Below are 21,446 nucleotides of genomic sequence, written 5' to 3'. Positions count from 1 at the left end.
TCTAGGCCATCAGATGAAGATGGTTGTCCCAGAGCCCTGCCGGCAATTCCAGCGGCTTGGCCAGCAGTTGTTCCTGGCGGCAATCGTAGTAGCGGCAACGACCCTGGCCCGAGGTCACGACAAAACCATCCTTCACCGCACCAACGCCGGCGCAATCAGGCAAAGGCGCGTCGAGGCGCAGTTCGCCGCTGTCCAGATCCCAGATGAAGAAGCGGTTGCCGCGCGGCGCCGTCAACGCGACCAGCCGCAGATCGCTGTGCACCGCGACGCTGGCGGTGTAGTGCCCCATCGCCTGCAACTGCTGCTCGGCCACCGGGAACGCCACGAACGGTTGCCCCGGCCGCTTGATCGCCAGGAGTTCCGAGCGCTCATGGGACGGGCCCATGAATTGCTGGCCGGCGACGATGGTGCCGTCGCTGGCGATGCCCAGGTGGCGCACGCTGTTCATCTGCTGGGCGAGGGTTTCCTTGCTCAGCAACGTGCCGTCGCGCTGCATCAGCACCAGGCTCGGCTCCATGGCGTTGAGGTTCATATCGACGCGGCTTTCCGCCTCGGTGCGAATCCCGCCGTTGGCCACCACCAGCGTCTCGCCATCGGGCATCCACGACACCTGATGCGGGCCGAGGCCATGGGTGGAAATTTCGCCCGAGTGCACCAGCCGCTCGCCTTCGAACTTGTACACGCCGAGCAGGCCACGGCCGGGATCGGACGTGTCGTTCTCGGTGGCGTACAGGTATTCGCCGTCCTTGTGCACCACGGCGTGGCCGTAGAAGTGCCGGTTCGGCTGCGAAGTCACGGTCTGCAGCAACGTGCCGTCGCGCAGGTCGATCAGATAACTCTCGGTACCCGGACGCCGCGCGACGAACAGCGCCAGCGGCTGTGTCGGATGATTGATGATGTCGTGGCAACGCTGACCGACGTGGGTGGCGAACACCCGCGTGCCGTCGAGCCGATAACCGACGGCGTAATGCTTGCCGTCGCTGTCATCACGCGCCGACAACAGCAACGGGCTCTGATCCTTGCGTTTGAACAGCGTCCAGCCGCCCAGCGTCACTGCTCCCAGCAGTGCACTCCCTAAAGTCAGAACCTGACGTCGCAGCATGGCACTCGCCCTCATCAGTCACCGTCGTTGGCATTGAAGCCCAGTTGGATGCCCAGCGCCTTGGCCAGTTCGCCTTCATGCAGGCGATGGACGACGTTGAGGCTGTCGTAGATATCGTTGAGTTGCTGGCGACCGGCGTCGTCCTCAAGCATTTCGCCGAGCGAACGCTGGGTGCTGTCGAACAGTTTCAGCGAGGCGGCATAAGCGGCGTCGATCTTCTCCGCCAGCGGTTTCTGCTCGGCTGGCAACAGCCCGCGCAGGCCTTTGTTGTCGACGCCTTCCCAAACGGTTTTGGCGGCGGCAAGGCTGGCTTCCAGTGCGGTCAGCGACGATTGGCTGCGCCATGCATCAGCCTGGAACGGCTGCGGTACGCCCTTGCTCTGACGGCCCATCGGCGTACCGAGTTTTTTCTTCAGGGTATCCAGTGCAGTCACTTGTACGCGCAGCAGGTCGGCGATCGCTTCGTGGGAGTCGGCGTAGCGCTGGTTGGGGAACTTGCTCATCTGCGCGAGCATGCCGTCGGTGTTGTTCCAGCCCTGCAGGATTTCTTCGGCCAGTTGCTTCTGGCGCTCGCCGATGGCGATCAGCAGCGGGCAGTACTTGGCTTTCTGCGTATCGTTGGCGACATCAGGCTTGGCGTCGAAGAGGATGTATTCGTAAGCCGACAGGCCCTGCACCACGACGCTGGATTTGGCCAGCGCGGCGGCATCGATCTGCGGCTGGGCGACGACCAGTTGCTCGACCTGACGGCCAACCAGATTTTTCTTGTCCGGCCAGAACTGCACTTGCCAAGAACGATTGCCCTCGGCCAGCGGGCCGATCAGCAGCGGCTGCAGCTCGGCCCAGGCTTTTTGCGCGTGGAGGAAATCAGCGCGGGCGGTTTCCAGGCTTTCCTTGCCCTGGCAGTAGGCGAGGGCGCTGACCGCCAGTTGCCGGTCGGCTTCGACCCAGCGGGTGTAGGTCGGCAGGATCACCGATTTGGCGATCGCCGCCGAGGTGACCGCTTGCGGGTCCTGCGGCGAGCAGGCGCCGAGGGCGAGCGCGGCAAGGCTGGTGAACAGTAACTTGGGACGGAACATGTCGGGCTCCCGATGCGTTTTCAGTATTTAAAGTGAGTTCAGAAATGCCAGCAACGCAGCGCGCTGCTCGGCATTGAAAGACAAAACCTGTTGCTGCGCAGCGCTCGCTTCGCCGCCATGCCAGAGCACCGCTTCGAGCAGATTGCGTGCGCGGCCGTCGTGCAAAAACTGCGTGTGGCCACTGACCGCTTGTGTCAGGCCGATCCCCCACAACGGCGGCGTGCGCCAGTCGCGGCCGGAAGCCTGGAATTCCGTGCGGTTGTCCGCCAGGCCTTCGCCCATGTCATGCAGCAGCAAATCGCTGTACGGACGAATCACCTGATTGGCCAGCTCAGGTTCGCCGGCGTTGGCGGCGGTGGTGTATTTCGGCGTGTGGCACGACTGGCAACCGGCCTGGAAAAACAGGTTCTTGCCGGCCAACACCTGTGGGTCGTTGACGCCACGGCGCGCCGGCACTGCCAGATTGCGACTGTAAAACAGCACCAGGCGCAGGATGTTATCGCTGACTTCCGGCTCGCCGTCCGGGCCATTGCCGTTCGGCGCCTGTATGCAGGCGGTTTGCGCCTCGGTGCAGTCATCGAAGGGGCGCAGGCTGGTCGTGAGGCCCATGTCACCGGAAAACGCGTGAACATTCTGTTGATTGAGATTCGGTTGCCCGGCTTTCCAGCCGAAGCGGCCGATGACGGTTTTCTGCAACTGGTCATCCCAGACCCGATTGGGACGGCCATTGATGCCGTTGTTTTCTTTCGCCTGGGCGGCGGCGTTGGCGAGGATCGCTTCTTCGGGGATCGCTTCGAGCAGGCCCAGACCAATCATCGGCGGCGCCACTCGTGCCGAAAATCGTGTGTCCGGGTGCATCGGGCCGTAAGCGAGCTGAGTGATCTGCAGGGTCGGTTTACGCAACTCGACCTCAGTACCGTCCTTGAACCGTACGGGCACCGGCGTGTAGTCGACGCGCACCTTGCCTTCCGGAGCGACGCCGGGCACGGCCATGTCCTGGAATTGCCCGCCATATACCGGCTCCGGCACCACGCCGAGCTGTTCGATGATTTTGGCGTAGGGCGGCGCATCGGGAATCGACAGGCGCACCAGCATCGACACCGCATTGCTTGCATCAGCTGTCGGCGGATGACCGCGCCCGTCCTTGATGTGGCAGTTCTGGCAGGCGTTGGTATTGAACAGCGGACCGAGGCCGTCGCGCGCGGTGGTGGTCGATGGCGCGATCACCCAAGGGCTGCGAAAAAAACTGTTACCGACACTGAAATCCACCCGCCGCGAGGGCGGCAGGTTGGCCGATGGCAGAGAGAAGGCATTCTGATCGCTCTTGCGCACAGTCGCCGCACCGCCCGAACGCGCTTCACCCGGCTCGGCCTCGGTGAAACGCGGGGCGTCATCGCAGGCACTCAGGCCCAGGGCCAGCAACAGTGCGGACAAGCGAAGCAGCAACGACGGCATCAGACATCCTGCAAACGGGCGAAAACAAAGGCGCAAAGTCTAACAGGGCGAGGGGGTTTGAATAAGAGGAATTATCGTTTGCTTGATACAGCGCGAATCTGCAGACCGATGAAAACCCCTGTAGGAGCTGCCGAAGGCTGCGATCTTTTGATCTTGTTTTTTTGAAGATCAAAATCAAAAGATCGCAGCCTTCGGCAGCTCCTACAGGAGACTGTGAACATGGGGTATGAAAAAGGCGACCCGAAGGTCGCCTTTTTTTGACGCGGACGTGGTGATTAGAACTCGTGATCGGCGTTGTCCGGGTTCAGGTCGCTGATGCCCAGTTTGCCGGCAGCGGCTTCGATCGAGCCGGTCTGCTTGACCAGCGCGGCGATGGCGTCGCGAACGATCTGGTTGCCAGCGGTGTTGCCGGCGGCGATCAGCTGGTCGTAGTGCTCACCTTTGTTGGCGTGATCGACCATGACCTGGATCTTCGCTTCGGTCGCGGCCAGATCGGCTTTCAGTGCGGTGTCGGCGGCCGGGTCGGCCTTGGCTACCAGCGACGACAGGCTGGCGCCGGTCAGCTTGCTGCCGTCAACACGGGTGTACTCGCCCAGGTAAACGTTACGCACGCCCTTGGCGTCGTAGAAGTGCGAGTAGTGGGTGTTGTCGCTGAAGCAATCCTGCTCGTCTTCAGGCGAGTTGGCTTCCAGGGAAACCTTCATGCGCTCGCCCGCCAGTTCACCCAGGGACAGGCTGCCCATGCCGAAGAGCATTTTGCGCAGGCCGGCTTCGCCTGGCTCGGCTTCCAAAGTGGCGCGGTAGTTGTCGGCCACGTTCGGTTTCCAGTTGCCGACCATTTCTTCCAGATCGCTGACCAGCAGTTGGGTCACGGCTTTCAGATAGGCACGACGACGCTCGTTGTGACCACCAGTGGCGCCAGCGCCTTCCAGGTAATCCGAGGCCGGACGGTTGCCAGCACCTGGGCCGGTACCGTTCAGATCCTGGCCCCAGAGCAGGAATTCGATGGCGTGGTAGCCGGTGGCGACGTTGGCTTCGGAACCGCCCAGCTCGTTGAGGCTGGCGAGTTTTTCCGGGGTGATCTCTTTCACGTCGACCTTGTCTTCGCCGACCTGCACTTCAGTGTTGGCGATGATGTTGGCTGTAGCGCCCGGGTTACCCAGTGCGTGCTCGTAGGATTTGTCGACGTAGTCGATCAGGCCTTCGTCCAGCGGCCAGGCGTTAACCTGACCTTCCCAGTCGTCAATGATGGTGTTGCCGAAGCGGAACACTTCGCTCTGCAGGTACGGCACGCGCGCGGCGACCCAGGCAGCCTTGGCGGCTTTCAGGGTGTCGGCGTTCGGCTTGGCGAGGAACGCGTCGACGGCGGTTTGCAGGGTTTTCGCGGTGGATTCGGCATCGCTGTAAACGGCGAAGACCATGTCGGCGTAGTGCGCGACCACAGCCTTGGCGGCGGCATCGTCAACTTTACCGGCAGCAGGAGCAGGGGCAGCGGCCGGCGCCGGGGCTGGAGCAGCGCTGCTGGAAGCCGGAGTCATTTCGGAGGCTTTTTCTTTGTCCTTGCCTTCGCCGCAACCGGCGAGGGAAATAGCGATGGCCAGCAGACTGGCGGTAGCCAGAGGCATACGAATCATGGCGAACATCCTGCTTCGGTAGTTGATTGGACTGGCGCCGGGGGCGCGCAAAACTGCGACATAATGCAAATCTTTCGCATTATGTGTAAAGGCGTGCTTGGAAATATTTCTTATTCGCGCAAGAAGATCAAAAGATCGCAGCCTCGTTGCACTCGTCAGCTCCTACAGGGGGAACGCATTTCAAATGTAGGAGCTGCCGAAGGCTGCGATCTTTTCGCTTTATAAAATGGCCGCGTTGCTGCGTTGCGCCTGCTTGAGGTAAATACCCAGCTCCCGCGCCGGCAGTGGTTTGCTGTAGTGGTAGCCCTGACCTTCGTGGCAACCCTCGGAAATGATGTAGGTTTCCTGCTCGGCGGTTTCCACGCCCTCGGCAATCACCTGCATGCCCAGGCTCTTGCCCAGTTGAATGATCGCGCGAACGATGGTCGCGTCATCGTCGTCATCGAGCAGATCCTGGACGAAGCTCTTGTCGATCTTGATCTTGTCCAGCGGCAGGCTTTTCAGATAGCTGAGGGATGAATAGCCGGTGCCGAAGTCGTCGATCGCGATCAGCGCGCCGGAACGGCGCAGGCTGAGCAGATGCTGGGCGGCGGTGGTGATGTCTTCCATCAGGCCGGTTTCGGTGACTTCCAGTTCCAGGCTGCGCGGCGGCAGGCGGTACATCTGCAGCAGGTTGTTGACCACCCGCGGCAGCTCGGCGTGGTGCAGTTGCACGGTCGACAGGTTGACCGCCATGCGCAGATCGACAAAACCCTGATCGTGCCACTCACGCAATTGCTTGCACGCTTGATCGAGCACCCACTCGCCGATGGCGATGATCGTGCCGTTCTGTTCCGCCAGCGGAATGAACAGGTCCGGCGGCACCAGGCCGTGTTCCGGGTGCTGCCAGCGAATCAGCGCTTCGACGCCGACCACGCGGTGATCGCGATAACTGATCTGCGGCTGGTAGACGAGGTAGAACTGGTCGCGTATCAGTGCATCGCGCAGGTCTTTTTCCAGCTCGCGACGGCGGCGCATCTCGCTGTCGACACTGGCGATGTAGAACTGATAGCGATTGCGCGAGCGGGTCTTGGCCAGGGTCATGGTCTGCTCGGCTTTCTGCAACAGTTTCTCGGTGCTGTCGCCGTCCTCCGGGAACAGGGTGATGCCGATGGTCGCGCGCAGGCGGATTTCCTGATCGTCGAGGGCGAAGGGTGCCTCGAGGTCATCGAGAATGCTCTGCGCCAGTTCCGCCGCTTCGTAAGGTTGTTCGATGTCGGCCTGCACCAGCGCAAACTGGTCGCCGCCGAGACGGGCGAGGGCGCCGAGGCGACCGCTATGGGCGCGCAAGCGATCGGCCAGGGCCAGCAGCAACTGGTCGCCGGTCTGGTAGCTGAATTGTTCGTTGATGCCCTTGAAGTCATCCAGTCCGACACACAGCACGGCGACACGGCGTTGCAACTTGCCGGCATCCACCAGAATCTTGTCCAGTTGCTGCTGCAATTGCTGGCGGTTCGGCAGGCCGGTGAGGAAGTCGTACTGGGCCATGCGCAGCAGGCTGTTTTCCGCTTCGTGGCGCAGATGAGTGTTGCGTTCGATGGACTCGAGCAGCTGGTTGGCGGTGTTGATCCACAGGCCCAGCTCGTTTTTTTCGTGGCCCTTGATCTGCGGAATCTTGTGCTCGCTAGGGCGGTCGGGGTTGATCTCGGTGAGGTGCTCGATGATTCGCGACAGCGGTTTGGTCAGCAGCCAGTGATAGACCAGATACAGCACCAGCCCCAACGCCAGTGCGCGCAATACGCCGGAAATGAAAATGATCACCGAGCTGACAATGAACCCTTCGCCATAAGTGGCGGTGTCGAGGGTGATGCTCAGGTCGCCGTAGTATTCGCTGTAGGGGCCACGGCCGACCAATTGCGTGGTGAAGGTGCGTTCCTGACCAAGAATCAGGTCAGTCAGCCAGCGACTGTTGGAATGCTGCAGTTCGCGTGATTTCTGCGCGAGCATGGCTTCGTTGGGGTGGCCTATAGAGGCCTGACGCACGGCGTCGTCCTGGAACAGCCCTTCGATCACCTGCATGCCCATTTCCCGATCCAGGCTGTAGACGGCCTGAGTCGAAGGATCGCGGAACATGTCGAGGATACGTTCGGCGTCGCCGGCCACGGCCTGACGGGTCTTGTAGGCATCGAACACAATCTGCGCGCAGCTCAAGACTACGCCTACGATCAATGCCGACAGGAGCACGACCCGGAGCAACTTCACCGACAAGCTGTTCTTGAGTTCCAGCTTCAAAGGGTTATTCCTTGTTCCGTGCGGGTAGCGTCAAGTTGCCATGAGTATTGGCAATCCCGGGTTGGCAGTCAAAGGGACAATCAGGCACGGGAAAATTCGCCGGTATCCTGGCCGCAATGTCGTCATTTGAGTAATAGCTCTGAATCAACTGTGTCGGTTGCAATTGCCCGCAACTTGAGCACCGGGTCAAAGATTTTTTCCTGTCTCTGATGGTAGTCGGCTGTGGGCTGGCGGCAAACGGCGCGAAGCTGCTTTTGCCGTGCGACAAACGCCATGCGCCGGGCATAAAAAAACCCGGCCGAAGCCGGGTCTCTTGTCTGGCGTGCAGCTTAAGCGGTGAAGGTCTTGCCTTCGAACTGCTCGGCCACGAACTTCCAGTTGACCAGATTCCAGAACGCTTCAACGTACTTCGGACGCAGGTTGCGGTAGTCGATGTAGTAAGCGTGTTCCCAGACGTCGCAGGTCAGCAGCGGGGTGTCGCCGCTGGTCAGCGGGTTGCCGGCGCCGATGGTGCTGGCCAGGGCCAGGGAACCGTCAGCCTTTTTCACCAGCCAGCCCCAGCCGGAACCGAAGGTGCCGATCGAGGTTTTGCTGAATTCTTCCTTGAACTTGTCGAACGAACCGAACGCTGCGTTGATGGCATCTGCCAGTGCGCCGGTTGGCTGACCGCCGGCGTTTGGCGCCAGGCAGTTCCAGTAGAAGGTGTGGTTCCAGACCTGAGCGGCGTTGTTGAAGATGCCGCCCGAAGAAGTCTTGACGATTTCTTCCAGGGTCTTGCCTTCAAATTCGGTGCCTGGCACCAGGTTGTTCAGGTTCACGACGTAGGTGTTGTGGTGCTTGTCGTGGTGGAACTCCAGGGTTTCCTTGGAGATGTGCGGCTGCAGGGCATCGTGTGCGTAAGGCAGCGGCGGCAATTCGAAAGCCATGATGATTCTCCTAATCAGGTCTGTTGCGGTGAGCGCAAGGCCGATCACGGGCGGCCGGAAATGCACCGGCGAGTTTTTACTCTTTGCGGCGCAGGGTTCGGATCATAGCACCGGGGTCGCGCCTTAACCACGCAACAACTGTGTGGGATAGAGGTTCCAGAGCCTTCTGGAATAAATCATCCGGCGATAATCAGTTGCGCGGCCACGGCGAACATCATCAACGCAACGACCAGATCGAGAATGCGCCAGGTGCTCGGGCGGGCCAGCCACGGTGCCAGCCACGCCGCGCCCAAGGCGAGGGTGAAAAACCACAGCAGCGAGGCACTCGCCGCGCCGACCACATAAGCGCCGGGCACCGACTGCTGCGCGCCCAGCGAGCCGATCAGCAATACCGTATCCAGATAGACGTGGGGATTAAGCAAGGTCACCGCCAACGCGCTAAGCATGACTGCGCGCAACGAGCGCACGGTCTGGTTTTCGCCTTGCTCAAGGCTCTGTTTCGAGCAGGCCCGGCGCAATGCCTGGCTGCCGTACCAGATCAGAAAGGTCGCGCCGCCCCAACGGGCAATCGCCAGCAGGGTCGGGTTCTGCGCCAGAATCGTCGCCAGGCCGAATACTCCGGCCGCCACCAGAATCGCGTCACACACCACGCACAATGCCGCCACCGGCAAATGATGTTCACGGCGCAGACTCTGCGCCAAGACAAAAGCGTTCTGCGTGCCGATCGCCATGATCAGGCCGAACGCCACCAACAGGCCGTTTACATAGCTTTGCCACATGGAAAATATCCTTGAAAGAGGGTGCTTGCTGGCTATTCTCCGGTGTGACGCTGTATAAGAAAAACCAATAGTACTGATCGCCCATTAGGAAAACTGATGTTCGACTATAAATTGCTTTCCGCGCTGGTTGCCGTGGTCGAGCAGGCCGGATTCGATCGCGCCGCACAGGTTCTCGGCCTGTCGCAGTCGGCCATCTCCCAGCGCATCAAGTTGCTTGAGGCGCGGGTCGGTCAGCCGGTGCTTGTGCGCGAAACACCGCCAGCGCCGACCGAAATCGGCCGACGCTTGCTCAACCATGTGCAACAGGTGCGTTTGCTCGAGCGCGACTTGCAATCCGTAGTGCCGGCGTTGGACGAAGAAGGCCTGCCAGATCGCCTGCGCATTGCCCTCAACGCCGATAGCCTCGCCACTTGGTGGGCAGAGGCCGTTGGCGATTTCTGCGCCGAGCAGCATTTGTTGCTCGACCTGATCGTCGAGGACCAGACCGTCGGCCTCAAGCGCATGCGTGCCGGTGAAGTGGCCGCCTGCCTGTGTGCCAGCGAGCGCCCGGTGGCCGGCGCACGCAGCGTGTTGCTCGGCGCCATGCGCTATCGCGCCCTGGCCAGTCCGGCGTTCATCGCTCGACATTTTCCCGATGGCGTGCGCGCCGAACAGTTGCCACGCACCCCGGCGCTGGTATTCGGCCCGGACGATTTTCTCCAGCATCGCTACCTGGCGCTGTTGGGCGTCGACGGCGCGTTCGAGCACCATTTATGCCCGTCGTCCGAAGGCTTCATACGCCTGACCGAGGCCGGCCTTGGCTGGGGCCTGGTGCCGGAACTGCAAGTGCGCGAGCAACTGCAACGCGGAATATTGCGCGAACTGTTGCCAGATAAACCGATCGACGTGCCGCTGTACTGGCATCATTGGCGCAATGGCGGCCAGTTGCTGAACCTGCTGACCGAACAATTACTGCGCTCGTCCAGGCAGTGGCTAGTGGCTTGAAAGCAGCTGTAAGCGTCAAGCTGCAAGCGGCAAGTACGCGCACCGTTTCAACTTGCAGCTTATAGCCTGAAGCTTGCAACTGTTCTCCTGGAGTTTTTTTTGATGAAGATTTTGGTTACCGGCGCCAGCGGCTTTATTGGCGGGCGCTTTGCGCGTTTCGCCCTGGAGCAGGGCCTTGAAGTGCGGGTCAACGGTCGCCGGGCCGAGAGCGTCGAGCATCTGGTGCGCCGCGGTGCCGAGTTTGTGCCGGGCGATCTCACCGACGCCGATCTGGTGCACGACCTGTGCCGCGACGTCGAAGCGGTGGTGCATTGCGCCGGTGCCGTTGGCGTGTGGGGGCGATATCAGGACTTTCATCAGGGCAATGTCGAAGTCACCGAAAACGTCGTCGAGGCTTGCCTCAAGCAGCGGGTGCGGCGACTGGTGCATCTGTCGTCGCCGTCGATCTATTTCGATGGCCGCGACCATCTCGCTCTGACCGAAGAGCAAGTGCCCAAACGCTTCAAGCATCCATACGCCGCGACCAAATATCTGGCCGAGCAAAAGGTCTTCGGCGCGCAGGAATTCGGTCTGGAAACCATCGCCCTGCGCCCGCGTTTCGTGACCGGCGCCGGTGACATGAGCATCTTCCCGCGCTTGCTGAAGATGCAGCGCAAGGGCCGTCTGGCGATCATCGGCGACGGCTTGAACAAAGTCGATTTCACCAGCGTGCAGAACCTCAACGAAGCCATGCTCAGCAGTCTGTTGGCCGCGGGCTCAGCGTTGGGCAAGGCCTACAACATCAGCAACGGTACGCCGGTGCCGCTGTGGGACGTGGTCAACTACGTGATGCGGCGGATGGAAGTCGATCAGGTGCGCAAATACCGCTCCTATGGACTGGCCTACAGTGTCGCCGCGCTCAACGAAGGCGCGTGCATGCTCTGGCCCGGACGTCCGGAACCGACCCTGTCGCGTCTGGGCATGCAAGTCATGAAGAAAAATTTCACCCTGGACATCAGCCGCGCCCGGCATTATCTCGACTACGATCCGAAAGTCAGCCTGTGGGCTGCCCTCGATGAGTTCTGTGCGTGGTGGAAAGCCCAGGACATCCGTTGAAACGATTCGGCCGGGCGGCAATGAACCGCCTTGCGGGTTGAGGGTCAATGCCTGCGGCTGCGGCGGTTATACTTCGCAGCATTTAGCCATCACCGCGTTTGCCAAAGGTTGCCTCAATGTCCATGCGAAACGATGCCCACGACGACGATTTCGATAACGTGCCAAGCCTGCGCGCTGACCCGTTCGACGACGATGACATCGCGCCCGGCCCCCGCACTTCCGTGCATTCGCGCAGCGCGCCCGTGGTCAAGGTCAAGACCGCCAGCACCGGGCCGCTGTGGGCGCTGGTCGGCGCGTTGTTTTTCGCCTTCATCGGTCTGGCCTGGTGGAGCTTCCAGCAGATTTCGCTGATGGAGCAGCAACTGGTCGCCACCCAGGAAAGCTTCGCGCGAATCAGCGAAGAAGCGGCAGGGCGCCTGCAGGATATTTCCGGCAAAGTCGTCGCCAGCCAGAGCAACGTCAGCAGCGACAGCGAAGCGCTGAAGCTCCAGATCAAACAACTCGAAGGCAAGCTGCTCGACCAGAGCAAGCAACAGCAAGGCGTGGCCGGTCAGGCCAGCGAGCTGGACAAGCGGCTGGCGCAGATGACCGCGCAGACCACTGAACAGCAGAACGCCAACACGCAGTTGCAGGCGCAGGTCAAAGCCCTGAGCGCCGAACTGGCGACCATCAAAAGCACCCCGGCCGATACCAGCAAGGTCGATGCGCAGCTGAAGGCCTTCGACGCCCAGTTCAAAAGCCTCGGCGCCGATATCGCCGCGCTGAAGAAACAGGGCAACCCGAGCGCGGCGATCGATCGTCTGGAGCAGGACATCGTCGTCCTGAAAAGTCAGCAGGACAACCGCCCGGCCGCGCCACAGGGTGGCGGCAATACTGCCGAGTTCGATGCGTTCCGCGCGCAGATGACCCGCAACCTGAATACCTTGCAGGCGCAGATCCAGAACCTGCAGCAGCAGATCAATTCCCGTCCGTAAGCGCTGATCGAGGCTGGCGAGCATTGCTTGTCAGCCTCACGGCGCAATGTTCAGAAACGCTCTGAATATCTCGACATGACCGCAAGCCGTCTACGCTCTTGAAACACCAAAAAGAACGAGGGATGCGCTATGGGGTTTTTGCATAAAGTGGCCTGGCTCGGCCTGCTGTTGTTGGCCGGTTTCGGCCAGGCCAGCGCCGCCACCGCCGCCAGGGATGACAGTCAGGCCGCCATCGCCTTGCTGGAGAAAGCCTTGGCTTACTACCACGACAACGGCGACAAGGCGTTCGCCGCATTCAGCCGCCAGGGTGAGTTCGTCGACAAGGATCGCTACGTGTTCGTCCTCGACACCAAGGGCGTCATGCTTGCCAGTGGCGGGCCTTCATCGGCGCTGATCGGCCGCGATGTCAGCGAAGTGCTCGGGCCGGATCTGCAGAAGGCGTTCAAGGACGCGCTGAAGGTGCCGGAAGGCAACGGCATCCAGCAGGCCGAATACCGCTGGCAGAACTGGGCCGACGGCAAGGTCGAGCGCAAGCATGTGTTCTATCAGCGCGTCGGCCAGCGCATTCTCGCGGTCGGTTACTACTTGCCACGGGCCTCGGCCGAGCAGGCCAAGGCATTGCTCGACAAAGCCGCAACGGATCTGGCCAAGGACGAGAAGGGCACGCTGACCGCGATCAACTCGCTCAAGGGCGGTTACCTGCAGGATGACCTGTATGTGTTCGTGGTCGATCTGAACAACCAGCGCTACGTTGCCCACGGCACCAACCTGCGTTTGATCAACACCGACTTTGGCAAGGTCAAGGACCCGGAAGGCAAACCGGTGGGCGAGCCGATTCTGGCGCTGATCGGCAAGCAGGATGAAGGCGAATATGAATACCGCTGGAAAAACCCGGTGACCGGCAAGATCGAGGACAAGCATGCCTACCTGAAAAAGGTCGGGCATTTCCTCGTCGCGGTGGGTTACTACAGCCCTTGAAGATCAAAAGATCGCAGCCTTCGGCAGCTCCTACATGGGAATGCGTTCTTCTGTAGGAGCTGCCGAAGGCTGCGATCTTTTGCTGTCAGCGGACGCCGTGTTCGCGCCCGCGCAACAGGTTGTTCGGCATGGCAATCGCCGCTGCCAGCCCCAGCAGCGACACCGCCGTGCTGACCCAGAGCAGATGGCGGAAGGTCACCAGCAGTTCCGCGCGCAAGGCATTCTGTGCATCCCCCGGCGCGGCGTTCAAACCATCGAGCAGGACATTGCCAGAATGCCCTTCGCTGATCAGCGAACTGTTCGCCAGGTGGGCGAAACTGGAGTCGTGCAGCAATGCCAGCAACAGCGCCGACATCAACGCCACGCCTACCGCACCGCCCAGTGAACGAAACAGGTTGGTGGTGCTGGTAGCGACGCCGATGTCGCGTTGTTCCACTGAGTTTTGCGTACCGACCAGCGAGGTCGGGAATTGCATGCCGCCGGCAATACCGCTGAGCAACATGAACAGACCGCTTACCAGCGTCGCTTGTGGCGGACTGAAGGCCATGCCGAGAATCGAGATCGGCATCAGGATCGCCCCGGTGAGAATCTGCGGTTTGTAGCGTCCGGTAACCGAGGTGCGGCGGCCGGCGAAATAGGCGCCGATCGGCAAGCCCATCGCCAGCGGCAGCAAGTGCAACGCCGCGCTGTCGGCGCCGGCGCCGGTGACGCTTTGAAAGCGCAGCGGCATCAGCACGATCAGCGAGATGGCCTGGAAACTGGTGAAGAAAATCGTGCACCAGCACAGCAGGGCATTGCGGTTGGCGAACAGGTGCATTGGCAGCAACGGCTCGCGTGCCCGGCGCTCATGCCAGACGAACAGCGCCAGTACGATCACGGCGCAGGCGAGCAGGCCGAGCACTTCGCTGCTGCGCCATGAATGGCCCTGGCCGACTTCGGTGATGCCGAGCAGCAACGCAGTCAGACCGATGATCATCAGCACCGTGCCGAGGTAGTCGATCACCGGTTTGCGCTGCGGAATCGGCAAGCCGCGCAGGTTTCGCCGCGCCACCCACCACGCGCCGAGGCCCAGCGGCAGGTTGATCAGAAACACCCAGCGCCACGACAGGTATTCGGTCATGTAGCCGCCGAGCACCGGTCCGGCGACGCTGGCCACGGCGTACATGCTGCTGAAGTAACCCTGATAGCGCCCGCGTTCACGCGGCGGGACGATATCGCCGATGATCGCCTGACTCACCGAGATCATGCCGCCAGCGCCGATGCCCTGAAGAATGCGCGCCAGCACCAGCTGCTCCATGCTTTGCGCCATGCCGCAGAACAACGAGGCGAGGGTGAACAGGCCCATGCCGAACAGCATCAGTTTGCGCCGCCCGTACAGGTCGCCGAGCTTGCCGTAGATCGGCACCGCCACGGTCATCGCCACCATGTAACCGGAAATCACCCAGGCCAGCAGGCTGACATCCTTGAACTGCGCGGAGATTGCCGGCATCGACACGGCGACAATGGTCTGGTCCAGCGCACCGAGGAAGATCGCCATCATCAGGGCGACCAGTACGCTGCGAATGGCCGGTTTGGGCGTTTCAGGGTGATTGAGATTGGTCACGGGCAAAACCTGCGGGCAGTGAAGTCCCGCAGATCGTCAGGCGAGCGGGGATGCTCACCAGTGTAAGTCGGTAGCAGGCTATTCGATAGCCTCGTACGGGAGCCCGACGTAATTTTCTGCAATGGTTTTTTGCCCCGCTTCCGAGCTGACAAAATAGTCCAGTTCCGAAGCGCTGATGCGCTGGCTGAACTCATCGTGCTCGTCGAAGCGATGCAGCATCGACGTCATCCACCAGGAAAACCGCTCGGCTTTCCACACCCGGCGCAGGCAGATCTCCGAGTATTTTTCCAGCAGATCAGTGCGACCTTCGCGATACACCTTCAGCAGAATATCGAACAACGTGCTGACATCACTGGCGGCCAGGTTCAAGCCCTTGGCGCCGGTGGGCGGGACGATGTGCGCGGCGTCGCCGACCAGGAACATCCGCCCGTACTGCATCGGCTCGACGACGAAACTGCGCAGCGGCGCGATGCTTTTTTCGATCGAAGGGCCGGTCACCAGTTTTTCCGCGAGGGCGGCCGGCAGGCGTTTTTTCAGCTCATCCCAGAAACGCTGATCGCTCCAGTCATCGACATTTTCATCCGCTGGCACTTGCAGGTAATAGCGTGTGCGCGTGGCCGAACGCATGCTGCACAACGCGAAACCACGCTCGTGGCGGGCGTAGACCAGTTCGTCGTGAACCGGCGGCGTGTCGGCGAGAATGCCCAGCCAGCCGAACGGATAGACCCGCTCGAAGATCTTCAGGCAATCGGCAGGAATCGATTGCCGCGCGACGCCGTGGAAGCCATCGCACCCGGCGATGTAATCGCAGTCGACGCGCCACGATTCACCGTCCTTTTCGAAGGTGACAAAAGCTTCGTCGCTCTTCATGCCGTGGGGAACGACATTGCTCGCCTGATAAATACTCGGCGCCCCGGCCTCCCGACGAGCGGCCATCAGGTCGCGGGTGACCTCGGTCTGGCCGTAGACCATGACGGTTTTGCCGCCAGTCAGCGCGTGCAGGTCGATGTGCACCTGGCGACCGTCCAGCGCCAGATCGAAACCGCCATGGACCAGGCCTTCGGCATCCATTCGCTGACCGACGCCGGCCTGACGCAGCAGCTCTACCATGCCTTGTTCAAGTACGCCGGCACGGATGCGCCCGAGAATATAATCAGGGGTCTGGCGTTCGAGGATCAGGGTGTCGATGCCAGCGTTGTGCAGCAACTGGCCAAGGAGCAGTCCGGAAGGACCGGCGCCAATAATGGCGACTTGGGTTTTCAGGGTTTTCATTGTTTTTATGACTCGCAAGCTTCACGCAGCAATCGCCGGTGAATGATTTTATGGATCGAGTGCTTGCATTTTTCCCTTGCGGGTCTGTCAATTGAAGGTGAAAACTGAGCCGATACCTGTACATTCTGCCAATCGGTGCGATTATCGCCCATAAACCCGAGGCCTGGATTGAAGTATGAACAAGCCTGCCCTGCCTTCGATTCCGGTGTTCAAGCTCTACGGTGAAAACCTGGACTGGCCGACCCCGGACTTGCTGCACTGTGAAACCATTTCCTCGCGCAGTCGCGAACATCAATGGGAAATCAAACCTCACCGCCATGCGGATCTGTGCCAGTTGCTGTTCGTTTTCAAAGGTCAGGCAGAGCTTGAAATCGAAGGCCAGCGCACGCAACTCGAGACGCCGGCGATACAAGTGCTGCCGCCGTTGTCGGTGCACGGCTTTCGTTTTTCCGAGGACGTCGAAGGCTTCATCGTCACCTTGGCGACGCCGCTGATCAACCATTTGCAGGCGCAACTGGGCGATTCGGTACACGCACTTGCACGGGCAGAAAACTACCCGGCCGGCAAGGATGGCGATTATCTGAACAGCCTGTTTTCAGCGTTGCAGGCCGAGTACAACGGCCATCAACCAGCGCGGGAAATGCTTATGCATTCGCTGGTCAGCGTGATCATGGTCTGGGTCAGCCGTCAGGCGATCGTCCGGCACAAGGCCAGTCAGCGCCCACAACGTCAGCGCGAGTACCTCAACGGTTTCATTCAGTTAGTGGAAGAAACTTACCGCCAGCACGTCAAGGTCGAAGACCTCGCCCATCGCCTGGGCATTTCCGTGTCGCACCTCAACGGCACCTGCCGTGAACTGGCCGGGCAACCGGCGTTGCAGATCATGCACGAGCGCCAGTTGCTGGAAGCCAAGCGCCTGCTGACCTACACCAGCATGACCATCTACGAAATGTCGGAGTTGTTGGGGTTTTCCGACCCGACCAACTTCACGCGGTTATTCCGCCGTCGGGTGGGCATTTCGCCAAAGGCGTTTCGCGACCGCTTGAAGGCCGAGCAACAATCTTGAGAACACCGCAAGACCCCCTGTGGGAGCGAGCCTGCTCGCGAATACGGCCTCTCATTCAGCAACGATGCTGGCTGACACAGCGCATTCGCGAGCAGGCTCGCTCCCACAGGGATTGCATTCCAGCCCAGGTCAGTCAGCGCAATGCATTCAGCGTGGCATTGTGCGGAATGCACCGCTCATAGTTGCAACTCGCATACTCGCGCGGCAGCTGGCGTAACTGCTCGACCCGCCAGGCAGCGGTGCCGTACAACGCCAGCGTCGCGGCGCAGGTGATGAAAATCGCGGCGTACCTTTTTGTTTTGATGTTCATGGCGTAGACCTCTGAACGTCTACCTTGCGGTATTACTTTCAGCATAGGTCAGCGGCGCGCACTTGCCAGCGAGTGCGTTCGAGGATTTACCCGGCCATTCAGCACACTGATGAGCCCCTGTAGGAGTGAGCCTGCTCGCGATAGCGGTGTGTCAGTCACCGCTGTGCCGACAGAAATACCGCTATCGCGAGCAGGCTCACTCCCACAAGGGATTGCTTTACAGGCCGGCATCCCACGCGGGATTCTCGGGAAAACGCTGAACAAGAAAATCGAGCATGCTGCGCAGTGCCGCGGGCATGTGTTTGCGTGAAGCGTACACCGCGTAGATATTCATCTGCCGGGGCTCGGCATGTGGCAGCAAACGCAGCAGTTCGCCGTTGTGAATATGCACCCCGGCCTGGTAGGTCGGCAGCATCGCCACACCCGCGCCGGCCAGGGTGGCGCGAAGGAGGGTGCTGGCCTCGTTGGCGCTGATATTGCCCTGCACGGGCACCGACACCGGTTCGCCATCCTCCTCGAAGTGCCACAGACTCTTGCCGAAGTACGAGTGCGTCAGGCAATTGTGTCGGCTCAATTCCTCGACCCGTAACGGCGCCGGATGCTCATGCAGATAAGCCGGCGCTGCGCAAACCACCGAACGACAAACGGTCAGGCGTCGGGCGATCAGATTCGGATCAAGATCTTTGCTGGTGCGAATCGCCAGATCAATGCGCTCATCGACCAGATTCACCGTGCGGTCGAGCATCTGCAGGTCGATGCTCACGCCGGGGTAAAGCTTGACGTACGCCGCCATCGCATCGGCCAGTTGCGCCTGGCCAAACGAGGTGCTGACGCTGACCCGCAGCAGTCCGCGCGGCGCGTCAGCGGGTTCGCTGACCGCGGCTTGCATGTCGTGCGACAGCTCGATCATCTGCCGACAGCGCGGGAGGATTTCACTGCCGGCAGCGGTCAGGCTCAGTTTGCGCGTGGTGCGGTGCATCAGTCGCGCGCCGACCCAGTCTTCCAGCTCCGCCAGATAACGCGACACCACTGGCCGCGACAGCTCCAGGTGATCGGCCGCCGCCGACTGGCTGCCCAGATCCACCACCGTGACAAATACCCGCATTGCTTGAAGCCGATCCATGATTTGCCCGCTTTCAGAAACAAACTATGTTCAAGCATCGCATTTTTTGTACTGAGTCTGGCAACTAAGCTCTGTTGCATCGCCAAGCATGGCATTCGAAACTCGGAGCAACAGATGATCGGCTTCACTCAATTCAAACGCGTTCTGCTCGCCGCAGCACTTTTCGGCTTTGCCGCCCATGCATCCGCTGCCGAGCTGAGCCTCGATGTCTACAACCCGGGCACCCAGGCGATTTTCCCGGTCAGCTCGGTGCTGGTCAGTGGCGAGAAAGAGGCGATTCTGGTCGACGCGCAGTTCGGCAAATCCCAGGCCGAGCAGGTGGTGGAAAAGATCCGCGCCAGCGGCAAGCAATTGACCACCATCTACATCAGCCACGGCGATCCGGATTACTACTTCGGTCTCGACACCCTGACCAAAGCATTTCCACAGGCGAAAGTGCTGGCCTCGCAGCCGACCGTGGATCACATCAAGCACACCGTCGACGGCAAACTGGCTTACTGGGGGCCGAAAATGGGCGCCGACGTGCCGGCGAAAACCATCGTTCCGGACGTGCTCAAGGGCGACAGCCTGACCCTCGAAGGCAAGCAATTGCAGGTGATCGGCCTCAATGGCAAGCAGCCGGATCGCAGCTTCGTATGGATTCCGTCGTTGAAGGCAGTGGTCGGTGGCGTGGTGGTCGCCGAGAACATTCATGTGTGGATGGCCGACACCCAGACCGCGCAATCCCACGCCGACTGGCTGCGCACCCTGCAGACCATCGAAAGCCTGAAACCGCAAACCGTGGTGCCCGGCCATTATCTGGGTGACAGCAGCCGCTCGCTGGCCAGCGTGAAATTCACCGTCGATTACATCAAGGCCTTCGATGCCGAAACCGCCAAGGCCAAGGATTCTGCTGCGTTGATCGCGGCGATGAAAAAACGCTACCCGCAACTTGGCGAGGAAAGCTCGCTGGAACTCAGCGCGAAAGTCGCCAAGGGCGAGATGCACTGGTAAGCCGAACCTGAACACGCAGCATTTTCAAGCCAACTGGAGAATGTCATGAGAAAGATTGCAATCATCGGCGCCACCGGACGTGCCGGTAGCCAATTGCTGGAAGAAGCCCTGCGTCGCGGGCATAGCGTCACCGCCATCGCCCGCGATACCTCGAAGATCGGTAATCGCGCCGGTGTCGTCAGCAAGAATCTCGACGTGCTGGATTCGGCGGCCCTGCAAGCGGCGGTGGCAGGTCACGACGTGGTGATCAGCGCAGCGCATTTCGCCACTGTGCCGGCCTCGGCGATTGTCGGGCCGGTGAAGCAGGCGGGCGTGAAGCGCTTGCTGGTGGTGGGCGGCGCCGGTTCGCTGTTGCTGCCGGACGATACGCGAGTGATCGACAGCGCCGGTTTCCCGGTCGAGTACAAAGCCGAGGCGAGTGCGGGTGCAGCGTTTCTTGAAGCACTGCGTCAGGAGCAGGAACTGGACTGGACCTTTGTGTCGCCATCGGCGGAGTTTGTCGAGGGTGAGCGCAGTGGCGCATTCCGTGTCGGCAAGGATCATCTGTTGGTCAGTGCCGAAGGGCGCAGCTGGATCACCTTTGCCGATTACGCGATTGCGCTGATTGACGAAGTGGAAACGCCGAAGCATTCGCGCCAGCGCTATACCGTCGGGTATTGACCGCGTCGGTGCCGAGGGATAGGTCTGACTTCAGATTTTTCCCCCTCACCCCAACCCTCTCCCCCAAGGGGCGAGGGGGAAAGGGAGCCGATCTCCATGCTTTTCCAGACCTGAGCTCGACTCCCTATTGCAGGTCGGTGCAGGTAGATCAAACAACCCGGTCGGTTCCCTCTCCCTGGGGAGAGGGCTAGGGTGAGGGGAGAGGCTTCAGCGCAAATGGGCCTGCTCAACCAGCCAAAGCATCAACTCCTCCAACTGCGGCAACGGCTCGGCTGCAGCAGGCACCACCACGTAATACGCCAACCCCGTCTTCACCTTCAACGCAAACGGCATCACCAGCCGCCCGGCGTTCAGATCATCACCAATCAGCGACCAGTCCCCGATCGCCACGCCCGTGCCATGGGAGGCCATCGACATCGCCTGATCCAGCGTTTCGAAATGCTGTCCGCGGCCAAGATTGCTTAGTCGCAAACCCGCCGCGTCGAGCCACACCGACCAGTCCTGAATGTCATGGGTCGGGTGCAACAACAAATGCTCCTGCAAATCCTGCGGTGAATTCAGCGCAGGCGCGCCTTTGAGCAATTGCGGCGAGCAGACCGGTGTCAGTTGCTCGTCGAACAGATGCAGTGCGCCTGGCGAATTGTCCGGGGGCGGGCCGTAGATCACGGCGGCGTCAAATTGCTCACGCTGAAAATCCACACCGTGTTGCAGCGAGGCCGTCAGTTTCACCGGCACGTCCGGGCGTTCCTTCTGCCATTGCAGCAGACGCGGCAGCAGCCAGCGCATCACGCAGCTCGGCGCCTTGAGTTGCAAAGTCTGATGTCTGAGCCCGATCTGCTCGGTTGCATCGCTGATCAACCCGAAGACTTTCTCCACTTGCGGCAGCCATTCACGTCCTTCGGCCGTCAGCGCCAGCCCCCGAGCCAAGCGAATGAACAGCGGATAACCGAGCTGTTCTTCCAGCCCGGCGATCTGCCGGCTCACCGCGCCCTGAGTGATGTGCAACTGCTCGGCGGCGCGGGTGAAGTTGCAGCATTGCGCAGTGATCCAGAACGTATGCAGAGCGGGCAGGGGTGGCAGGCGTTTCATGGCGATCCGAGGTATGACGTGAGGACATGGCTAGTATGACTTTTAATCGATTG

Annotated in this window: 19 protein-coding genes; 7 read left to right on the top strand and 12 right to left on the bottom strand. The window is 60.9% G+C overall.

Going from position 1 to position 21,446, the window contains the following annotated elements; translation table 11 throughout:
* Position 1 precedes the first annotated feature (1 nt).
* The 7 genes from J2Y90_RS26320 to J2Y90_RS26290 form a co-directional block, all read right to left on the bottom strand.
* Positions 2–1,102, bottom strand: coding sequence for a DUF1513 domain-containing protein (locus J2Y90_RS26320; protein WP_253504954.1), 1,101 nt, complete (start codon positions 1,100–1,102; stop codon positions 2–4).
* 14 nt (positions 1,103–1,116) lie between these two features.
* Positions 1,117–2,181, bottom strand: coding sequence for an imelysin family protein (locus tag J2Y90_RS26315; protein ID WP_253504951.1), 1,065 nt, complete (start codon positions 2,179–2,181; stop codon positions 1,117–1,119).
* 27 nt (positions 2,182–2,208) lie between these two features.
* Positions 2,209–3,636: a di-heme oxidoreductase family protein gene (locus J2Y90_RS26310; protein ID WP_253504949.1), complete on the bottom strand. Its 1,428-nt coding sequence runs from the start codon at positions 3,634–3,636 to the stop codon at positions 2,209–2,211.
* Between the two features lie 275 nt (positions 3,637–3,911).
* Positions 3,912–5,270 (bottom strand): imelysin family protein, encoded by a 1,359-nt coding sequence (locus J2Y90_RS26305; protein WP_253504946.1) that lies wholly within the window; start codon positions 5,268–5,270, stop codon positions 3,912–3,914.
* Positions 5,271–5,489: 219 nt separating this feature from the next.
* Positions 5,490–7,541 carry a putative bifunctional diguanylate cyclase/phosphodiesterase gene (locus J2Y90_RS26300; RefSeq protein WP_016773430.1) on the bottom strand — a complete coding sequence of 684 codons (2,052 nt, stop codon included), beginning with the start codon at positions 7,539–7,541 and terminating at the stop codon, positions 5,490–5,492.
* A gap of 329 nt (positions 7,542–7,870) precedes the next feature.
* The gene (locus tag J2Y90_RS26295) at positions 7,871–8,467 is read right to left on the bottom strand and encodes a superoxide dismutase (protein ID WP_016773431.1); all 597 of its coding nucleotides are present in this window, start codon (positions 8,465–8,467) and stop codon (positions 7,871–7,873) included.
* Positions 8,468–8,643: 176 nt separating this feature from the next.
* Entirely contained in the window at positions 8,644–9,246 is a 603-nt protein-coding gene (locus J2Y90_RS26290) for a LysE/ArgO family amino acid transporter (protein ID WP_016773432.1), read from the bottom strand.
* Positions 9,247–9,342: 96 nt separating this feature from the next.
* Here J2Y90_RS26290 and J2Y90_RS26285 point away from each other — a divergent pair, with 96 nt between their 5' ends.
* The 4 genes from J2Y90_RS26285 to J2Y90_RS26270 all read left to right on the top strand — a co-directional run bounded on the left by J2Y90_RS26285 (position 9,343) and on the right by J2Y90_RS26270 (position 13,277).
* Positions 9,343–10,230 carry a LysR family transcriptional regulator ArgP gene (locus J2Y90_RS26285; protein WP_253504943.1) on the top strand — a complete coding sequence of 296 codons (888 nt, stop codon included), beginning with the start codon at positions 9,343–9,345 and terminating at the stop codon, positions 10,228–10,230.
* Between the two features lie 102 nt (positions 10,231–10,332).
* Positions 10,333–11,325: an NAD-dependent epimerase/dehydratase family protein gene (locus J2Y90_RS26280; RefSeq protein WP_253504941.1), complete on the top strand. Its 993-nt coding sequence runs from the start codon at positions 10,333–10,335 to the stop codon at positions 11,323–11,325.
* Positions 11,326–11,441: 116 nt separating this feature from the next.
* On the top strand, positions 11,442–12,299 hold the full coding sequence (locus tag J2Y90_RS26275; RefSeq protein ID WP_253504939.1) for an ATPase: 858 nt from the start codon (positions 11,442–11,444) through the stop codon (positions 12,297–12,299).
* Between the two features lie 129 nt (positions 12,300–12,428).
* The gene (locus tag J2Y90_RS26270; RefSeq protein ID WP_253504936.1) at positions 12,429–13,277 is read left to right on the top strand and encodes a cache domain-containing protein; all 849 of its coding nucleotides are present in this window, start codon (positions 12,429–12,431) and stop codon (positions 13,275–13,277) included.
* Between the two features lie 85 nt (positions 13,278–13,362).
* Here J2Y90_RS26270 and J2Y90_RS26265 read toward each other — a convergent pair whose 3' ends face one another.
* Positions 13,363–14,880 carry an MDR family MFS transporter gene (locus J2Y90_RS26265; RefSeq protein WP_253504933.1) on the bottom strand — a complete coding sequence of 506 codons (1,518 nt, stop codon included), beginning with the start codon at positions 14,878–14,880 and terminating at the stop codon, positions 13,363–13,365.
* A gap of 78 nt (positions 14,881–14,958) precedes the next feature.
* Entirely contained in the window at positions 14,959–16,152 is a 1,194-nt protein-coding gene (gene pobA / locus J2Y90_RS26260; protein WP_253504930.1) for a 4-hydroxybenzoate 3-monooxygenase, read from the bottom strand.
* Positions 16,153–16,327: 175 nt separating this feature from the next.
* Here pobA and J2Y90_RS26255 point away from each other — a divergent pair, with 175 nt between their 5' ends.
* A complete protein-coding gene (locus J2Y90_RS26255) occupies positions 16,328–17,218 on the top strand; it encodes a helix-turn-helix domain-containing protein (protein WP_253504927.1) in 891 nt (296 codons plus the stop codon).
* 133 nt (positions 17,219–17,351) lie between these two features.
* Here J2Y90_RS26255 and J2Y90_RS26250 read toward each other — a convergent pair whose 3' ends face one another.
* Together J2Y90_RS26250 and J2Y90_RS26245 are read right to left on the bottom strand one after the other, a co-directional pair.
* Entirely contained in the window at positions 17,352–17,528 is a 177-nt protein-coding gene (locus tag J2Y90_RS26250) for a hypothetical protein (RefSeq protein WP_016773438.1), read from the bottom strand.
* Positions 17,529–17,745: 217 nt separating this feature from the next.
* Positions 17,746–18,651, bottom strand: coding sequence for a LysR family transcriptional regulator (locus J2Y90_RS26245; RefSeq protein WP_253504924.1), 906 nt, complete (start codon positions 18,649–18,651; stop codon positions 17,746–17,748).
* Positions 18,652–18,765: 114 nt separating this feature from the next.
* Between J2Y90_RS26245 and J2Y90_RS26240 the strand changes: the two genes are divergently transcribed.
* Positions 18,766–19,644 carry an MBL fold metallo-hydrolase gene (locus J2Y90_RS26240; RefSeq protein WP_253504921.1) on the top strand — a complete coding sequence of 293 codons (879 nt, stop codon included), beginning with the start codon at positions 18,766–18,768 and terminating at the stop codon, positions 19,642–19,644.
* 45 nt (positions 19,645–19,689) lie between these two features.
* Positions 19,690–20,304: an NAD(P)-dependent oxidoreductase gene (locus J2Y90_RS26235; protein ID WP_253504918.1), complete on the top strand. Its 615-nt coding sequence runs from the start codon at positions 19,690–19,692 to the stop codon at positions 20,302–20,304.
* A 207-nt stretch (positions 20,305–20,511) separates the two neighbouring features.
* On the opposite strand, the gene J2Y90_RS26230 is transcribed toward J2Y90_RS26235, so the two are convergent.
* Entirely contained in the window at positions 20,512–21,393 is an 882-nt protein-coding gene (locus tag J2Y90_RS26230; protein WP_253504914.1) for a LysR substrate-binding domain-containing protein, read from the bottom strand.
* Positions 21,394–21,446 lie beyond the last annotated feature (53 nt).

Origin of the sequence: Pseudomonas koreensis, assembly GCF_024169245.1 — a bacterium.
Classification (GTDB): Bacteria; Pseudomonadota; Gammaproteobacteria; order Pseudomonadales; family Pseudomonadaceae; genus Aquipseudomonas; species Aquipseudomonas koreensis_F.
This window is presented reverse-complemented; position numbering and strand designations above follow the sequence as displayed.